The sequence below is a fragment of the Mesorhizobium sp. WSM4837 genome (genome assembly GCF_055811435.1).
Window position 1 is genome coordinate 1 of the sequence record NZ_JBVVQE010000065.1, and the last position, 16,284, is coordinate 16,284.

Sequence of the window (16,284 nt, forward strand, 5' to 3'; positions counted from 1 at the left end):
CCCCGGGGCCACATCGGCATGCGGCGCCTGCGCGGGCGGCAACACGAGTTGGAGGCCGAGCGCGGGGGCCCCGACATCGTCGGCGCCGCGGTTGCCGGCTTCCATCACGCCGGGTCCGCCGCCTGTCACCACGACGAATTCGCGATAATAGGAGGTGGCCGACTGCTGCGAGCAGAGCCGGGCGAATTTTCGCGCTTCCTCGTAATATTTGCTGTTTTTCTCGAGGTTTTCCTTCTGCGTCTCGTTCTTGGCCGCCCAGGCTTCACCGCCCGGCTCGGGTATGCGCGCCCCGCCGAACAGGATGACGGTCGAGCCGATGCCGCGCTCGGCCAGGATCATCTCCGGCTTTAACAGTTCGAGCTGCAGCCTGACCGCGCGCAATTCGCGCCGTGTCATGAAGTCGGGATCGTTCCATGCCAACCGGTAGGTCTCGGCACGCGTCTGCGGCGTGTCCGGCACGCTTTTCGACCGCTCCAGATCCTCGTCCGAATGCGGCAGCGGCGTCCACCCCGCCTTTTCCATAGGAGTCATATTACCTACCCGTCTAATTATTCAGTTGCGCCGTCCCGGTGACGCAGCCGCGATTGACCCTCACCAAGCCTTCACATAGGGTCCGGCGACTTTCAAAACAGGTTAAGGTGCGGCCCCTTAACAGCTTGGTAATGGAGCGAATTCATGTCAAAGCCCGATCTGGCGAGCCTCGAAAAGACCATCGAAACCGCCTTCGAGGAACGCGAGACGATTTCGACGGCAACCCGCGGCGCGACGCGCGACGCCATCCAGGCGGCGCTCGACCTGCTCGACCGGGGTGTCGTCCGCGTTGCCGAGCGCCAGGCCGACGGCAAATGGCATGTCAACCAGTGGCTGAAGAAAGCGGTGCTGCTGTCGTTCCGGCTCAACCCGATGGAGATCATCAAGGGTGGTCCGGGCCAGGCCGTGTGGTGGGACAAGGTGCCGTCGAAATTCGACGGCTGGAGTGCCATCGATTTCGAGAAGGCAGGTTTCCGCGCCGTGCCGTCGTCGATCGTGCGGCGCTCCGCCTACGTCGCGCCAGGTGCCGTGCTGATGCCGTCCTTCGTCAATGTCGGCGCCTATGTCGACAGCGGCACCATGGTCGACACATGGGCCTCGGTCGGCTCCTGTGCCCAGATCGGCAAGAATGTGCATCTGTCGGGCGGCGTCGGCATCGGCGGCGTGCTGGAGCCGATGCAGGCCGGGCCGACCATCATCGAGGACAATTGCTTCATCGGCGCACGCTCCGAAGTGGTCGAAGGCTGCATCGTGCGCGAAGGCTCGGTGCTCGGCATGGGCGTCTTCATCGGCCAGTCGACCAAGATCGTCGACCGTGCCACCGGCGAGGTTTTCTACGGCGAAGTGCCAGCCAATTCCGTCGTTGTCGCCGGCTCGATGCCCGGCAAGCCTTTGCCCAATGGCGAGCCCGGTCCGAGCCTCTACTGCGCCGTCATCGTCAAGCGGGTCGATGCCAGGACCCGTTCCAAAACCTCGATCAATGAACTGCTTCGCGATTGATCTTTTCAATAAAAACGGACCTACCCGCTTGCTCGACAGACCTCGATTTCTATGGCTTTTCTTCAGCCTTTCCGGGCGAGTGAACCCCAGCGCCTATGTTTTGGCGGGTCTTCTGCCGCTCCTCACTCAGCTTTTCCTGCTCTACCAGTTCTCGCGAACGCCGTTGGGCACTGCTGCAAGTCAGTACTGGGCGCTCGCCTGGTGGATCGCTGTGGTCGTCTCGACATGGTCGACCTTTGCGCTAACGGCGAAGCGGTTCCATGATTTCGGCAAGCCTACCTACTACGCATTGATCTCTCTCATCGTCGGCGCCATTCTCCTTGTCATTCTGGCCTTTTTCAAAAGTGATCCCGGACCCAACCGCTACGGCAAACGCACCAATGCGCCGGCCGAATCCTGAGCGCCGGGCGGGTCTCTAGCCATGCGCTACCGCACGCTTGATGCGAAACTGATCATCGAAACAGCCGAGCGACTGGAAAAACGCGTCGCCGAGCGGTTTCCCGATACCGGCTTGCGTGGCGTCGCCATCGAACTTGTGTCGCTGTCGCGTGATCTGGCCAAGGCGGCGAAGGCGCTGGAAGCGCCGATCTGGTGGCTGCGCGGCGTCGTCATCGTCACCATTGCCGCCGGCGCGGTGATGTTCCTGTTCGTCGGCACCATCCTGCCGCTCGGCCGCATCTCGGGAACCCACGACGCCATCCAGTCGGTGCAAGGCATCGAATCCTTGATCAACATGATCATCCTCGCGATGCTCGGCTTCCTGGCCTTGATCCGGACCGAGGAGCGCATCAAGCGCAAGCAGGTGTTTCGCAAGCTTCATGGCTTGCGATCGCTGATCCATGTCATCGACATGCATCAGCTGACCAAGGATCCGGCAGCGCTTTCAACCGATTTCAAGCCGACATCGCATTCACCGGCACGCATAACCGACCGTGCCGATCTCGCGCGCTACCTCGACTATTGCTCCGAAATGCTGTCGATCACCGGCAAGATCGCCGCGCTGTTCGCGCAATCGGTCAACGACGATGTGGTCGTCGATGGCGTCAACGACATCGAGTCATTGGGCTCCAATCTGTCGCGAAAGATCTGGCAAAAGATCACGCTGATCGACCATCCATTGCGGTCGGCTCGTGCAAGTACCTAAGCTAATCTTAATCACCTTGGTCCAGCAAGCCCTGTGAAGACTGTGTCGACCGGCACGGAGCACTCGACTGGCACACGACGAACCCCTGGCCAACCCGAAAACGCGCGGAAAGCGAAGCGCCGGCGCGCGGCTGTTCGCCTGGTTTTCTTCGCCGATCAGAGCGGAACCGGAAGCTGTCCGCGCGCGGCTTCTCGACGCCACTTTCGAGCGCAAATTCGCTGTCCTGTTCGGCACCATCAGTGTCCTGGTGCTGGCAGTCGGCGCCACTGTCTCCACCGGCGACCGGTGGCCCTACGCCTGGATGGCGGCCGACCTCATTCTGTTTGCCGTCCGCTTCCTGCTGATGCGGGAATGTGAGCGGACCCGCAAGCGCGGGGGAACGGGGCCGCTGGCAGGCCTCATGGCCGCCGGTGGGTCATGGTCGGTGATTTTCGGCCTCGGCTGCTATGGCTGCGTCGTCAGCGGGGATATGGCGCTTGCCGTGCTGGCTGCCTTGAACGTCGCAGGCGTCGTCGGCGTGGTGTCGTCGCGCAACGCAGCGACCCCGCGCTACGCCATATTCGTCATGCTGGCGGTAAGCCTGCCTTTCCTAGTTGGCGCGCTGTTATCTCCGGCGCCCGGAATGTCGATCGTCGGATTTCAAGTGCCTTTCTATGTGGCCGGCGTCATCATCGTGCTGCTTCAAAATCATGCGATCAACGCCCGCATGATCCGCGCCGAACTGGACAATCGCGATCTGGCGATCAAGGACGCGCTGACCGGCCTGCCCAACCGCATCTTCCTTCAGGAGAAACTGCGCGGCATGTGCAGCGAGCTTGCGGCGCCGGCAGCAAACGGCGGTAGGCCGTTTGCCGTTCTCAGCATGGACCTCGACGGCTTCAAACACGTCAATGACCGCTTCGGCCACGCGGTCGGCGACATGCTGCTGCGCAAGGTGGCCGAACGATTGAAGCGCGCTTTCCGACCGGGGGATATGGTCTTTCGCATCGGCGGCGACGAATTCGTGATCCTGCTGCCCGACACATCCGAGATCGAAGCCACCCTCCTGGCAAAGCGCGCCATTGAGAAGATTTCGGTACCTTTCGACCTTGGCGTGGGCACCGCAATACCCATCGGGTTGAGCATTGGAAGTGCCTTCGCGCCTGCCGACGGCGGCGAGCCGGAACTTCTTCTCACCTGCTCCGATCACGCGCTTTATGAAGCCAAACGCACCGGAAAGGGCCGTTACCGGGCGCATGTGCGGGCCGCGAACTGACCACAGCGATTATTGGGCCTTTTGTCGCTCAGTCCATGCAATATCTCGTATCCCGCCTAAGTGCGTCGCGTCTGAAGCGACTCCTGCGACGCACTTCAAGCCTTTGTTTGTTTTATGCGCATTTGCCCAAAACCGCTGCGCCCGCACCGGTCAAGCCCAAGGCCATGCCTTTTGGGCGACATGCATCAGGCCTGCGACAATACGCCACGAAAACCATAGTGTCGGCGGGATGGCTGTCCCTTATGTCTGGCCGTGACAGGCCTTGCGCTTTCGACTAACGCTTTTGCCCATGACGTTGCCGACCGATCCCGCTGGAAATCTCGCCGCCCTCATCCGCTGCCCCTCCGTGACACCCATCGAGGGCGGGGCACTGAGCACGCTGGAAACAATGCTGAAACCACTCGGCTTTTCCGTCGAGCGCCCGGTGTTCTCGGAGGACGGCACGCCCGATATCGAAAATCTCTATGCGCGGCGCTCCGGCAACGGTCCGCACCTGATGTTCGCCGGGCATACCGACGTGGTGCCGGTCGGCGACGAGACCTCATGGACGCATCCGCCTTTCGCTGGCGAGATCGCCAAGGGCGAGATGTTCGGTCGCGGTGCCGTCGACATGAAGGGGGGCATCGCCTGTTTCATCGCCGCCGTGGCGCGCCATCTCGAGTCGAAAGGCGGCCTGAAAGGCTCGGTCTCGCTGCTGATCACCGGCGACGAAGAAGGGCCGGCCATCAACGGCACGACAAAGCTGCTCGAATGGGCGGTCGCCAAGGGCGAAAAATGGGATGCGTCGATCGTCGGCGAGCCGACCAATCCCGATGCGCTGGGCGACATGATCAAGATCGGCCGGCGCGGCTCTTTGTCCGGCAGCATCATCGTCAACGGCCGCCAAGGCCACGCCGCCTACCCGCAGCTCGCCGACAATCCGGTGCGCGGCCTGATGACGCTGGTCGAAGCCTTGCTGCAGCCAGTCTTCGACAAGGGCACCAAGGACTTCCAGCCGACCAATCTGGAGGTGACCTCGATCGACGTCGGCAATCCGGCCACCAATGTTATTCCGGCAAAGGCGACCGCCACCTTCAACATCCGCTTCAACGACACATGGACCGCCGAGACCATCCAGGCGGAAATCCACAACCGTCTCGACAAGGCGGCGAAGCGAAAGAAATACCGGGCCGGCAAGACGACGCCGGTCGATCACGAACTCGCCTGGCGCGACCGGCCGAGCCACGTCTTCCTCACCCGCGACGAGCGGCTGATCGAAGCACTGAGCGGTTCGGTCAAGGCGGTGATCGGCAGGAAGCCGGCGCTTTCCACCTCCGGCGGCACCTCCGACGCACGCTTCATCAAGGATCATTGTCCGGTGGTCGAGTTCGGGCTGGTCGGCAAGACCATGCACATGGTCGATGAGCGCGTCGCACTTGCCGACCTCGAGACGCTGACGCAGATCTATCAGCGCTTCATCGAAGACTGGTTCGAGCAAGGCGCATCGTAATCATGCTTTCGTCGGATGAAACCTATGCTTCGCTCAACGGCGCCTGGCGACTGATGCTCGGCAAGGCCGATGGGCTGCGCCAGTTCGACCTTTCGGCCGACGGTTTCTGGAATTCCTTCTTCGCCATCGTCGTCGCGGCACCGGCGCTGATCGTCGGTTGGGTCGGCCTCGCCAACGAGATCGGCGATCCGAATGCATTCGCCGGACGCTTCAGCATGCTGATCCGTCTGGCGACAGTCGACATCGGCGTCTGGGTGTTGCCGCTTGTCGGCCTTGCCCTCGTCGCGCCGCGCGCCGGCATCGGCGGGCGCTTCGTCCACTATGTCGTCGCCAGCAACTGGGCGTCGGCGATCATCGCCTGGATGATGCTGCCAGCGGCGTTGATTAGGCTTTTCCTGCCGTCCACCAACGAGTTCGCCGTACTGGCGTCGCTGCTTTTGTTCGCGCTGTCGATGATCCTGACCTGGCGGATGACAAACGTTGCCATCGGCAGGGGCGCGGCTGTCGGCAGCGCTGTCTTCGCCGGAATGTTCGTGGCGTCGCTGGTCGTTCTGTTCGTGCTGCAGGCGCTGCTCGGCATCGTTGCGCCGAGCGGAACCGGCACTTGAAGCATCCAAGTGAATTTGTCCGAATTCCCGGTGTGGTTTCGCTTGCTGACGTTGGCGCCGCCCCTCACCTGCCTGCCGGCATCCTCTCCCCGTATAGTGACGGGGAGAGGGCAGCTCTCATCAACGATTTTGCCAACCACAGACGTTGCAAGAAGGATGCTGCGGCTGCGGCCAGCCTCTTCTCCCCGCACTATACGGGGAGAAGTGCCCAGCAGGGCGATGAGGGGCAGCGCCAACTCCCACAATTGGTTGAAGACGACGAGGACTGATTTTTACTCAGTCGTGTGCCGCCTGCGGGTAGTCCACACCGATAAGAAAAAGTCCGTCGGGCGGCGCCACCTGGCCACAGGCTGCACGGTCGCGCGCGTCGAGCGCCGCTTTCAGGTCGGCAATTGTCCAGCCGCCTTCGCCGACGCGCTTCAGCGAGCCGACCATCGAGCGCACCTGATTGTGCAGGAACGAGCGCGCCGAGGCTCGCACTTCGATCATGTCACCCAGCCGACTGACATCCAGCCGGTCGAGCGTCCGGATCGGGTTGTCGGCCTGGCACTGGGTCGATCGGAACGTGGTGAAATCATGCCGCCCCAGCAGCACCTTTGCCGCTTCGTGCATGGCCTCGGCGTCGAGCCGCTTCGGCACCCACCAGATCTTGCCCTTGTCGAGCGCCGCCGGCGCGCGCCGGTTGACGATGCGGTAGAGATAGTGGCGGCCGATCGCCGAGAAACGCGCATCGAAGCTATCCGGCACCACAGCCGCCTTGAGGATGGCGACGCGCGCCTTGGCCGTTTGCAGGTGGGCGTTGACGGCATCGCGAACCTTGTCATCAGGCCACGCCCTGACGAGATCGACATGCGCCACCTGACCGGTCGCATGGACGCCGGCATCGGTGCGGCCGGCGCCGCGCAGCGAGACCTGTTCGCCGCAGAATTTCTCGATCGCCTGTTCGATCGCCTGCTGCACCGAAGGCTGGTCTGCCTGGCGCTGCCAGCCGGCATAGAGGCTGCCGTCATATTCGATGTCGAGGCGAAAACGCGGCATTCCTAAGAAGGATGAGGTTAGGCGGCGAGCGCGGTGCCGAAAGCCGAAGCGTAGACCAGCTTGCCGGTCTCAGGCGCTTCGCCCCAGACCAGCGCCTGCAGCGCTTCGCCCTGGAACTCGCTTTCGAATTTTTCGGCGCGCGCGTGACTGTAGCCGAAGCGGCCATAATATGCGGGATCGCCAAGCACCACCGCCAGCACCTCGCCGGCGTCCTTCAGGCGGATATGCGCCTCGCGGACCAGCGCACCGCCGATGCCGGTGCCATGGAATGACGGCTCGACAGCCAGAGGCGCCAGAGCTACCGCCGGAAAGCTCTTGCCGCCGTTCTGCACGAAAAGCCGCGAAAACAGGATATGGCCGACCACCTGTCCATCTTCTTCCGCCACCAGTTCGACGACGGCATCGCCGCCGCTGACCAGCGCGTCGACCAGGCCGGCCTCCGCCTGCTGGCCGAATGCGTGTTCCTCGACCAGGCGGATCGCCTCGCGGTCCCGCGGCGTCGCCGCGCGTATCGACATCATGCTCATGAGAATTTCATTCCTTTTTCGAGCTTGGCCCCGCGCAGAAATTCCTGCGCGGCAATGGGCTTTCCGCCCGCACGTTGAACTTCGACCAACCTGATCGCGCCTGACCCGCAGGCGACCGTCAGCCGGTCGTCGAGAATTCCTCCCGGCTCGCCGGCGCCTTGCGAAAGCATCGAGCGAAGCAGTTTCAGCCGCTCCGGGCGGCCGCCAATTTCGATCTCGCACCATGCGCCGGGAAAGGGCGACAGGCCGCGAATATGATCGTGGACTTCGCCAGCAGGCCGCGTCCAGTCCACGCGCGTCTCCGCTTTATCGATCTTTTTGGCATAGGTCACCCCCTCCGTCGCCTGTGCGGTAAAAGTCAGGGCATCCCGTTCCAGACGAGCCAGCGCTTCCGCCATCAGCGCGGCGCCAATGTGCATCAGCCGATCATGCAGTTCGTCGGCCGTCATATCGGGGCCGATGGCGCATTTTTCGGCCATCGCCACCGGGCCGGTGTCCAGGCCCTCTTCCATCCGCATCACCATCATGCCTGTCTCGGTATCGCCGGCCATGATGGCGCGCTGGATAGGGGCGGCGCCGCGCCAGCGTGGCAACAGCGACGCGTGACCATTGAGGCAGCCAAGCCGCGGCGCCTCGAGAATGGGTTTGGGCAACAGCAAGCCATAGGCGACGACGACGGCGACATCGGCCCGCAAGGCGCGGAACGCCTGCTGCTCGGTCTCGTTCTTCAGCGACACCGGCGTCCGCACCTCGAGGCCCAGCCGCTCGGCCTCGCGCTGCACCGGCGACGGCGTCAGTTCCAGCCCCCGGCGACCGGCGGCGCGCGGCGGCTGAGTGTAGACGGCTCCAATCTCATGTCCGGCATCCGCGATCGCCCGCAGCGTCGGCACCGAGAATTCGGGCGTACCCATGAAGATGACGCGCAAGGGCATTTTGTTCCGGGTCCGGTCTTCGTCTGGCCGTTAAGTCGGCTCAGTCGAAGTCGCGAACTTTGCGGGTCGGCGACCGAAGTCGCGTTTCCTTTCTGCTTCGATTTCGTTCATGATCTTGGCGAATTCATCGCCAATTGCGTTTTCAGCAGCGAAAGTCGCGCGAATAGCGTCCCATGCCGAAAGACCCGGCTCCAGCCTGGCTTGCCTTTCGGCGACCATGCCTTCGCGCAGAAGAGCTATCGCCTTGCCCGACAGGCTCTGGCCGCTCTTACGCGCCGCCTGCTCGATTTCCCGCTTCAAGGGTTCGGGAATATTTCTGATCAGCATGTCGCTCATCGGCGTCTCCATTTCCTGATCTGGAACAGGGTAGAGGGGCGCTGTCCCGCCAACATCTTCGAAAAGTTCAGCATCAAACTGCGCGAGTATCGCCCTATCCCACTAACTTGCCCGGCGCCTTGCTGCCTGATGGTTTGTCCCTGGCGAGCTTCTTGAACTTCTTCACCACCATGTCGCGCTTCAGCTTCGAGATGTGGTCGATGAACAGAACGCCGTTGAGATGGTCGATTTCGTGCTGCAGGCAAGTCGCCATCAGCCCTTCGGCCTCGATCTCCTGCAGCTTGCCGTCGCGATCGAGATATTTCACCCGCACGGCGGCAGGGCGCTCGACCTCGGCATAGTAATCCGGGATCGACAGGCACCCCTCCTCGTAGACCGAGCGCTGATCGGCGCTCTCAAGAATCTCGGGATTGATGAAGACATGCGGCGCCGGCGGCTCGTCTTCCTTGGCGAGGTCGATCACCAGCATGCGCAGCGGTTCGCCGATCTGGATCGCCGCCAGACCAATGCCCGGCGCATCATACATCGTGTCCAGCATATCGTCGGCCAGTTTGCGCAAGGCGCCGTCGACGCGCTCGACCGGTTTCGAAACCTGGCGCAGGACGGGATCGGGAAGGATGATGAGCGGCTTGATCGACATGGCGTCTCACCTAAGACCTCGCACGAAAAGCGTCAACCGGGGCATTTGCAGCGGCGTTCACGTTTTGATCTGTGTCGTCAGGCCGAATCATTTATGCTGTCCGATATGAACGACCTGACCACCATCCTGTCCGAACCGATCGCCCGGCTCGGCGCCACCACGATCACGCTCGGCCACGCGCTGGCATTCGGCGCGGTCCTGTTCCTGGGCCTGTTCGTGGCGCTCGTCGTCGCGCTCTGGCGCTCGGCCAAGGCGCGTGCGGTGGCTGCCGCGGAAGCCGCCGACCACGCCCGCGACGCCGAGGCGCGGATGGCCGGCATCCTGGCAAGCCAGGCCGAGATGCAGGGCCGCATGGGCGCCATCGCCGAAGTGTTCGGGGCGCGGCAGGCCGAACTCACGCAGTCGATCGGCCAGCGTCTCGACGCGATGACCGGCCGTCTCGGCCAGACCATGACCGAGCAGACGAAATCGACGCATGAAAGCCTCGCCAAACTGCAGGAGCGGCTGGCGGTCATCGATACAGCGCAAGGCAACATCCAGTCGCTCGCCAGCCAGGTCGTGCAACTTCAGGCAATCCTCTCCAACAAACAGACGCGCGGCGCCTTCGGCCAGTCGCGCATGGAGGCGATCGTCGCCGACGGCCTGCCGCACGGCGCCTATGAATTCCAGGCGACCCTGTCGAACGGCAGCCGGCCTGACTGCCTGGTGAAGATGCCGAATGGCGCGCCCGCACTCGCCATCGACGCCAAGTTTCCGCTGGAAGCCTGGAACGCCATCCGTGCCGCCGAAGGCGTCGATTTGCAGAAGGTCGCGGCACAAGCGTTTCGGCGTGACATCGAGGTGCATGTCCGCGATATTTCCGACAAATACCTGATCCAGGGCGAGACGCAGGACACCGCCTTCATGTTCGTGCCGTCGGAATCGGTATTCGCCGAGATCCACGAGAATTTCGAGGGGATTGTCCACAAGGCGCACCGCGCCCGCATCGTCATCGTCTCGCCGTCGCTGCTGATGCTGTCGATCCAGGTCATCCAGGCGATTCTCAAGGACGCCCGCATGCGCGAGCAGGCGCATCTGATCCAGGGCGAAGTCATCCGGCTGATGGAGGATGTCTCGCGCCTCGACGAGCGGGTGCGCAAGCTGCAGAGCCATTTCGGCCAGTCGGCCAAGGATATCGACGATATTCTCGTCTCGACGTCGAAGGTGACCAAGCGCGGCCAAAAGATCGAGGCGCTGGAGTTCGGCGCGCAGCCGACGGAGGGCGACGCCGGATCGGCGGCCAGTGCGAAGACCGAAGCGGGTGCGCGCGTCGCCGACTCCAAGACCGGCCAGCTGAGGCTAAGGGTCGTCGAAGGCGACGACTGAGAGGCTACTGCTCCTCGACGATCATCGTGCCTTCGAACTCCGGCAGCCAAGGCAGCGCCGAGCGGTGCCAGATCTGTTTTCTCGGGATCAGTTGTTCGCGCTGCCGCGCCGTGCCGACCCTGATGCCGTAGACTTTCGGCCCGTCGCCAACCGACGTGGCATAGAGGTGCGTACCGCATTCGCCGCAAAAGGCCTGGGCGCGCCTGGCGCCGCTCGCTGCGGTCTTGATGTAGATCTTCGGCGTGCCCTTGGTGATCCGGTAGTGCTCCTCCGGCGCCGGCACGGTCACCCGAAACGCTGTTCCGGTCAGCTGCTGGCAATCGATGCAGTGACAAATACTGGTGTTGTCCGGATCGACCTCCGCCTCGTAAGTGATGGCGCCGCAATGGCACCCGCCGTCGATTTTCATCTTCGCTCCTCCCTTCAGCCGAGCCTCGACGCGTTGGAGCTTAACGGCGCACCGGCCGAAGCTCCACCGGCAATCACAACGCGCGAAGCATGCTGTGGTTCAAGACTGCGGCGCCGACGCCTGTTCGATGATTTCATCAGTCCAGACCTTGAAACCGGCCAGCATACCCGGCCCGAAGATATGGGTCAGCGGCACATCGGCTGCGTCGCGGCCGGAGGCGATCAGGATGCGGCCGATGCGCGGCGCATTGTTGCGCGGATCGAAGGCATGCCAGCGGCCGCCGAGATAGACCTCCATCCAGGCAGCGAAATCCATGTCCGACCACGGTTTCGGCAAGCCGATGTCGCTGATGTATCCGGTGCAATAGCGTGTCGGGATATTCAAGGCGCGGCAGAAGGCGACGGCGAGATGGGCAAAGTCGCGGCAAACGCCGCTTTGCTCACGATAGGCCTCTGCTGCCGTGCGCGTCGGCCGCGCGTTGCCGTAGTTGAAGATGATATGGTTGTGGACGAAATCGCAGACCGCCTGCACGCGTGGAATACCGAGCGGTGAGTGGCCGAACAGCCGCCACGCCTCGTTCGCCAGCACGTCGCTCTCGCAATAGCGGCTCGGCAGCAGGAACAGCAGCGTCTCCGACGGCAGGTCGCGCACCTCGTGCTGCCACGCCAGCAGATCGCCCATCTCAAAACTTCCGGGATCGCGGATCACCGCGTCCGTGCCGAAGGTGAAGCGACCGGGAGGGGCGACAAGGCGGTTGCACCAATTGCCGAAACTGTCGCGGTAGCTCTCGATCGGCACCGGTGGGTTCGAAGTCAGGAAATCCGGCCGCTCGAGATCGGACGCGCGGGAATAGTGAACGTTGAGCATCGCGATCAGCGGCGTTTCCTGCGGAAAGTCGAAGCTCATCTCGCAGCCGATATGGATTCGCATTATCGTCCTGACCGTCCTGCCGGATCACCACCCGGCGAAGGCACGGGCCGTTGCTGCAGCGCAAAAAAGATCATCGCACGGACCAGCGCGGTTTACGAGCGATTTAGAAACGGTTGACAGCCAACGGCTGGCGCCGGCGCCAGATTATGCCTCTTGCGGTCGAGCGTTTCTCTTGGTTCATTTCGCTTGCCACAATTGGAGGAAACGAATCATGGCTAAAGGTGCGATGAAGGCGGGCAAGGAAGCCCGCAAGCCGAAGAAGGACGCGAAGAAACCTGCCGCTGCCCCGACCCTGAAAGCGCCGCCCGTCAAGGCGACCAAACTCAAGGACAAGTAAGCCTCGGCGTTTCGGCGCAGTCATGACCGACGGCATTCCAGGACCATCGACATTCAGCGACTGGTCCTGAAGTGCTGTCGGCGCTGCTGTTGATTGGGCATTTCTGAATCAATGCCGCGAAGACGACTTCGCGCTTTCCGAAAAGACCGGGACGACCCGCAATCCAATGGAGCGTTCCGATGTCGTGGATTCTTCTCTTCTTCGCTGGCCTGTTCGAGATCGGCTGGGCGATCGGCCTCAAATACACTGACGGTTTTTCGAAGCCGCTTCCGACCGTCCTGACGGTTGCCTCAATGGTCGTCAGTCTCGCCTTGCTCGGACTGGCGCTGAAGACGCTGCCGGTCGGCACGGCTTACGCGGTGTGGACCGGCATCGGCACCGTCGGCACGGCGCTGCTTGGCATCTGGCTGCTCGGTGAGCCTGCGACCGCGATCAGGCTGGCCTGCATCGCACTCATCGTCTGCGGCATCATGGGATTGAAACTCGCGACCTAGTTCTTGCTGCAAGGCAGCAGCACAAACGCCTTCAGGGCCGCTGCAAGGCGGCCCTGAATTTGATTGGTGAATCGCGCTTGGAGCGCTAGCGAGCGGAAAAGCCCGGAGGCGTCCTGCCGGTGCGCTGCTTGCGCGCCGCATAGCGCGCGTCGCGCTTGGCTTTGCGCTCGGCCTCGTCGGCAAGCAAACGAGCGATGCGCTCGTTCTCTTCGGCTTCCCGGATCTTCGCTTCCGCCTGCGCCGCTTCTTCCGCAGCAATCCGCGCGGCTTCGGCAGCAGCTTCGCGCTCGGCCTTTTCGGCCGCTTCGCGCGCCAGCTTCTCCTGCTTCAGCCTGGCCTTTTCGGCCTCGCGTATCGCACGGGCTTCGAGGATCGCCTTGCGTTCGGCCTGTCGTGCCAGCACCGCTGGATCGTCCGCTGCCGGCTTTGCCTTGAAGCGCTCGAGAAGCGCCTTCTTTGCCTCGTTTGCGGCATTGCGCCGCTCGAAAACGTCTTTTTCCCTATAGATAGCCAAGTCCACTTCCCTGGAGTCAATTTGCGAGGCTTACATACGCGTGAAAACCCAGAGTTCAAGCGCCAAAACGGTATGCCAGCCATGAAATTCTGAGCTGTTGCAGCCGGGAGACGCCTTTTCGGCTGAATTCGGCTGAAACGGACATGCACTGTTCACCATCCGACCCTCTGGCGGCGCGGCGGACTGGTCGCTACCTGTAGCGCGAAAAACAAAACACCAGAACAAAACACCAGGATGAGAGATGATGGAACTCGGTCTCTACACCTTCGCCGACGTCAGCCCGGAATCAGGCCCAGGCGCCATCGGTGCGCATGAGCGGCTGCGCAACCTGATCGAGGAGATCGAGCTGGCCGACCAGGTCGGCCTCGACGTGTTTGGATTGGGCGAGCATCACCGTCCCGATTATGCGGCTTCAGCGCCAGTCGTGGCCCTGGCCGCGGCGGCCGAACGCACCAGGCGCATAAAGCTGACCAGCGCGGTCACTGTACTGTCCTCCGACGATCCGGTCCGTGTCTTCCAGCAGTTTGCAACGCTCGACCTTCTATCCAGCGGCCGGGCCGAGATTATGGCTGGGCGCGGCTCGTTCATCGAATCCTTTCCGCTGTTCGGCTACGATCTTGAGGACTATGACGAGCTCTTTGCCGAAAAGCTCGATCTGCTGCTTGCCGTCCGCGATCATGTCAAGGTGAGCTGGTCGGGCAGGCTGCGCGCTCCGATCAACGATCGCGGCGTCTACCCCCGCCCGTTCCAGGACAGATTGCCGATCTGGATCGCGATCGGCGGCACGCCGCAATCCGCCGCGCGGGCCGGTGCGCTCGGCCTGCCGCTGGCGCTGGCCATCATCGGCGGCGAGCCGGCGCGGTTCGCGCCGCTGTTCGATATTTACAGGGAAGCGGCCAAACGGGCCGGCAACGATCCGGCTGATCTGGCCACCAGCCTCAACGTGCACGGCTTCATTGCCGCGACCACCGACCAGGCGGCCGACGATTTTTATGGGCCGCAGGCCGAGGTGATGAACCGCATCGGTCGCGAGCGCGGCTGGGGTCCGACGTCGAGAGCACATTTCGACCAGTCGCGCGGCCCGAACGGCGCGCTGTTCGTCGGCAACCCCGAACAGGTGGCCGAAAAGATCGTTGCCCAGCACAGGATATTCGGCAACGACCGCTTCCTGCTGCAAATGGCGATCGGCACCATGGCGCACGCCAAGATCATGAAGGCGATCGAACTCTACGGCACCAAGGTGGCACCGATCGTGCGCAAGGAGACGGCGAAGGCGATCCCTGCTGCGGCCGCGCCGGCCGCTTGATTCGCCGGCTAGATCGTAGGGCCAAGGTCATCGTCAGCGCCGGCTAAGCGCATCGGCCGCAAATCGGAATCGATTTTCGGGGCCGATGGTAAATTCAAAGCGTTAGAGCGTACTTTGAGCGTCCAAGTGGACGCACGTCGCTCCAGCGGAACCTTGAAGCCGCAAAGGCGTTTCCGCCAACAGCGTACACCAATCGCAGTGTGCCGCCGAGGGCCAGAATGAAAGCCGAACCCGCCGCTTCGGGTGCTGCCGAGAGCCCCGATCCGCGCGTCGAGGCGCGTGCGGACATGCACCTGATACGTTCGCTGCTAGTCGGCATCTTCTTCCTTATGGCGATCTACGCGCTCTCCTTCGCCCGCGCCTTCTTCATGCCGGTCATCCTGGCTTTCCTGCTGGCGCTGACGCTGACGCCGATCGTCCGCTTCCTGCGCAAACACGGCATGCCCGATGTGATATCGGCGACACTGCTGGTGGTGCTGTCGGTCAGCATCCTTGCCGTGGCCGGCTATCTGCTTAGCGGCCCGGTCATCGACCTCATCAACAACACCTCGGTGATTGGCCAGCAGCTGACCGAACGTCTCGCGCAACTGCGGCGTCCTTTCGAAAGGATCATGGACATTTCGCGGCAGATAGAGGGACTGACGCAGACCTCCCAAGGGCCGGGCGTCCAGAGGGTAGCCATGGCGCAATCGGGCATCCTCTCGCAAGCCGCCGGCAATTTGCTGTCGGCGGGCACCAGCCTCATCATCGTCTTCGTCCTGTCGCTGTTCCTGCTCGCGTCCGGCACGATGTTCTATGAGAAGATCGTCGAATCCTTCCCCAGTCTCAGCGAAAAGAAGCGGGCACTGCGCGTCGTCTATGACGTCGAACGTGAAATCTCGCACTATCTGCTTACCGTCGCCATCATCAATACATGCCTGGGCGTGGTCATCGGACTCGGCCTATGGGCACTCGGCATGCCCAACCCGCAGGTCTGGGGCGCAGCAGCGGCTCTGCTCAATTTCCTGCCCTATATCGGGGCGCTGATTACAATCACGCTTGTCACGATCATCGCGCTGATCAGCTTCGACAGCATCTCCTACGCGCTGCTGGCGCCGGCCTTCGTGCTGTTGTGCGATACCGTCGAGGGCCAATTCGTGACGCCGACGGTGGTTGGCCGGCGCCTAGAGATCAACGCCGTGGCGATCCTCATCGCCATTGCCTTCTGGTCCTGGCTGTGGGGTTTCGTCGGCGCGCTGATGGCGGTGCCGCTGCTGGTCGTCATCAAGGTGTTCTGCGATCATTTCGACGAGCTCAGCCATGTCGGCAATTTCCTGGCGGCGCAACATACGGCGGTTGAGGACGAAGAGATTTCAGAAACCGACACGGCTGCGGGCGCATGATCCGAGAAGCGGGATAAGCTGCGGCAGGCAGCCGTGGATACTAAATTC

The 16,284-nt window shown here is 62.7% G+C and carries 19 protein-coding genes and 1 pseudogene; 11 read left to right on the forward strand and 9 right to left on the reverse strand.

Going from position 1 to position 16,284, the window contains the following annotated elements; genetic code table 11:
- Positions 1-531, reverse strand: a pseudogene (locus AC0L3D_RS28390) (3-isopropylmalate dehydrogenase); the annotation flags it as partial.
- Positions 532-675: 144 nt separating this feature from the next.
- Here AC0L3D_RS28390 and dapD point away from each other — a divergent pair.
- The 6 genes from dapD to AC0L3D_RS28420 all read left to right on the forward strand — a co-directional run bounded on the left by dapD (position 676) and on the right by AC0L3D_RS28420 (position 6,026).
- Positions 676-1,530, forward strand: coding sequence for a 2,3,4,5-tetrahydropyridine-2,6-dicarboxylate N-succinyltransferase (dapD, locus tag AC0L3D_RS28395; RefSeq protein ID WP_023801572.1), 855 nt, complete (start codon positions 676-678; stop codon positions 1,528-1,530).
- Positions 1,511-1,930 carry a DUF805 domain-containing protein gene (locus AC0L3D_RS28400; RefSeq protein ID WP_023801571.1) on the forward strand — a complete coding sequence of 140 codons (420 nt, stop codon included), beginning with the start codon at positions 1,511-1,513 and terminating at the stop codon, positions 1,928-1,930. The genes dapD and AC0L3D_RS28400 overlap by 20 nt, the downstream gene beginning before the upstream one ends.
- A gap of 21 nt (positions 1,931-1,951) precedes the next feature.
- Entirely contained in the window at positions 1,952-2,674 is a 723-nt protein-coding gene (locus AC0L3D_RS28405; protein ID WP_023801570.1) for a hypothetical protein, read from the forward strand.
- Between the two features lie 247 nt (positions 2,675-2,921).
- A complete protein-coding gene (locus AC0L3D_RS28410; protein WP_023801569.1) occupies positions 2,922-3,929 on the forward strand; it encodes a GGDEF domain-containing protein in 1,008 nt (335 codons plus the stop codon).
- Positions 3,930-4,218: 289 nt separating this feature from the next.
- A complete protein-coding gene (gene dapE, locus AC0L3D_RS28415; protein WP_473646520.1) occupies positions 4,219-5,418 on the forward strand; it encodes a succinyl-diaminopimelate desuccinylase in 1,200 nt (399 codons plus the stop codon).
- A 2-nt stretch (positions 5,419-5,420) separates the two neighbouring features.
- Complete coding sequence (locus AC0L3D_RS28420; protein ID WP_023801567.1) at positions 5,421-6,026, forward strand: hypothetical protein; 606 nt, start codon at positions 5,421-5,423, stop codon at positions 6,024-6,026.
- 276 nt (positions 6,027-6,302) lie between these two features.
- Here the strand turns inward: AC0L3D_RS28420 and truA are convergent, their stop codons facing one another.
- From truA to def, 5 genes are all read right to left on the reverse strand, one after another.
- A complete protein-coding gene (gene truA, locus AC0L3D_RS28425; RefSeq protein ID WP_128170222.1) occupies positions 6,303-7,064 on the reverse strand; it encodes a tRNA pseudouridine(38-40) synthase TruA in 762 nt (253 codons plus the stop codon).
- 17 nt (positions 7,065-7,081) lie between these two features.
- The gene (locus tag AC0L3D_RS28430) at positions 7,082-7,591 is read right to left on the reverse strand and encodes a GNAT family N-acetyltransferase (protein WP_023801565.1); all 510 of its coding nucleotides are present in this window, start codon (positions 7,589-7,591) and stop codon (positions 7,082-7,084) included.
- On the reverse strand, positions 7,588-8,523 hold the full coding sequence (gene fmt / locus AC0L3D_RS28435; protein WP_473646521.1) for a methionyl-tRNA formyltransferase: 936 nt from the start codon (positions 8,521-8,523) through the stop codon (positions 7,588-7,590). Before fmt ends, AC0L3D_RS28430 begins: the two co-directional genes overlap by 4 nt.
- A gap of 30 nt (positions 8,524-8,553) precedes the next feature.
- Positions 8,554-8,859, reverse strand: coding sequence for a hypothetical protein (locus AC0L3D_RS28440; protein WP_023801563.1), 306 nt, complete (start codon positions 8,857-8,859; stop codon positions 8,554-8,556).
- Between the two features lie 94 nt (positions 8,860-8,953).
- Complete coding sequence (gene def / locus AC0L3D_RS28445) at positions 8,954-9,499, reverse strand: peptide deformylase (protein WP_128170220.1); 546 nt, start codon at positions 9,497-9,499, stop codon at positions 8,954-8,956.
- Between the two features lie 105 nt (positions 9,500-9,604).
- Here def and AC0L3D_RS28450 point away from each other — a divergent pair, with 105 nt between their 5' ends.
- Entirely contained in the window at positions 9,605-10,864 is a 1,260-nt protein-coding gene (locus tag AC0L3D_RS28450) for a DNA recombination protein RmuC (protein ID WP_023801561.1), read from the forward strand.
- 4 nt (positions 10,865-10,868) lie between these two features.
- Here AC0L3D_RS28450 and AC0L3D_RS28455 read toward each other — a convergent pair whose 3' ends face one another.
- Positions 10,869-11,273 carry a GFA family protein gene (locus tag AC0L3D_RS28455; RefSeq protein WP_023801560.1) on the reverse strand — a complete coding sequence of 135 codons (405 nt, stop codon included), beginning with the start codon at positions 11,271-11,273 and terminating at the stop codon, positions 10,869-10,871.
- A 99-nt stretch (positions 11,274-11,372) separates the two neighbouring features.
- Complete coding sequence (locus tag AC0L3D_RS28460; protein WP_023801559.1) at positions 11,373-12,203, reverse strand: transglutaminase-like domain-containing protein; 831 nt, start codon at positions 12,201-12,203, stop codon at positions 11,373-11,375.
- A 211-nt stretch (positions 12,204-12,414) separates the two neighbouring features.
- On the opposite strand from AC0L3D_RS28460, the gene AC0L3D_RS28465 reads away from it, so the two are divergent.
- Both AC0L3D_RS28465 and sugE read left to right on the forward strand, forming a co-directional pair.
- On the forward strand, positions 12,415-12,540 hold the full coding sequence (locus tag AC0L3D_RS28465; RefSeq protein WP_023801558.1) for a hypothetical protein: 126 nt from the start codon (positions 12,415-12,417) through the stop codon (positions 12,538-12,540).
- A 179-nt stretch (positions 12,541-12,719) separates the two neighbouring features.
- A complete protein-coding gene (sugE, locus tag AC0L3D_RS28470; protein ID WP_023801557.1) occupies positions 12,720-13,034 on the forward strand; it encodes a quaternary ammonium compound efflux SMR transporter SugE in 315 nt (104 codons plus the stop codon).
- A gap of 85 nt (positions 13,035-13,119) precedes the next feature.
- On the opposite strand, the gene AC0L3D_RS28475 is transcribed toward sugE, so the two are convergent.
- On the reverse strand, positions 13,120-13,548 hold the full coding sequence (locus AC0L3D_RS28475; RefSeq protein ID WP_023801556.1) for a DUF6481 family protein: 429 nt from the start codon (positions 13,546-13,548) through the stop codon (positions 13,120-13,122).
- 244 nt (positions 13,549-13,792) lie between these two features.
- Between AC0L3D_RS28475 and AC0L3D_RS28480 the strand changes: the two genes are divergently transcribed.
- Positions 13,793-14,854: an LLM class flavin-dependent oxidoreductase gene (locus AC0L3D_RS28480; RefSeq protein WP_473481161.1), complete on the forward strand. Its 1,062-nt coding sequence runs from the start codon at positions 13,793-13,795 to the stop codon at positions 14,852-14,854.
- A gap of 218 nt (positions 14,855-15,072) precedes the next feature.
- Positions 15,073-16,236 (forward strand): AI-2E family transporter, encoded by a 1,164-nt coding sequence (locus AC0L3D_RS28485; RefSeq protein WP_473523015.1) that lies wholly within the window; start codon positions 15,073-15,075, stop codon positions 16,234-16,236.
- Positions 16,237-16,284 lie beyond the last annotated feature (48 nt).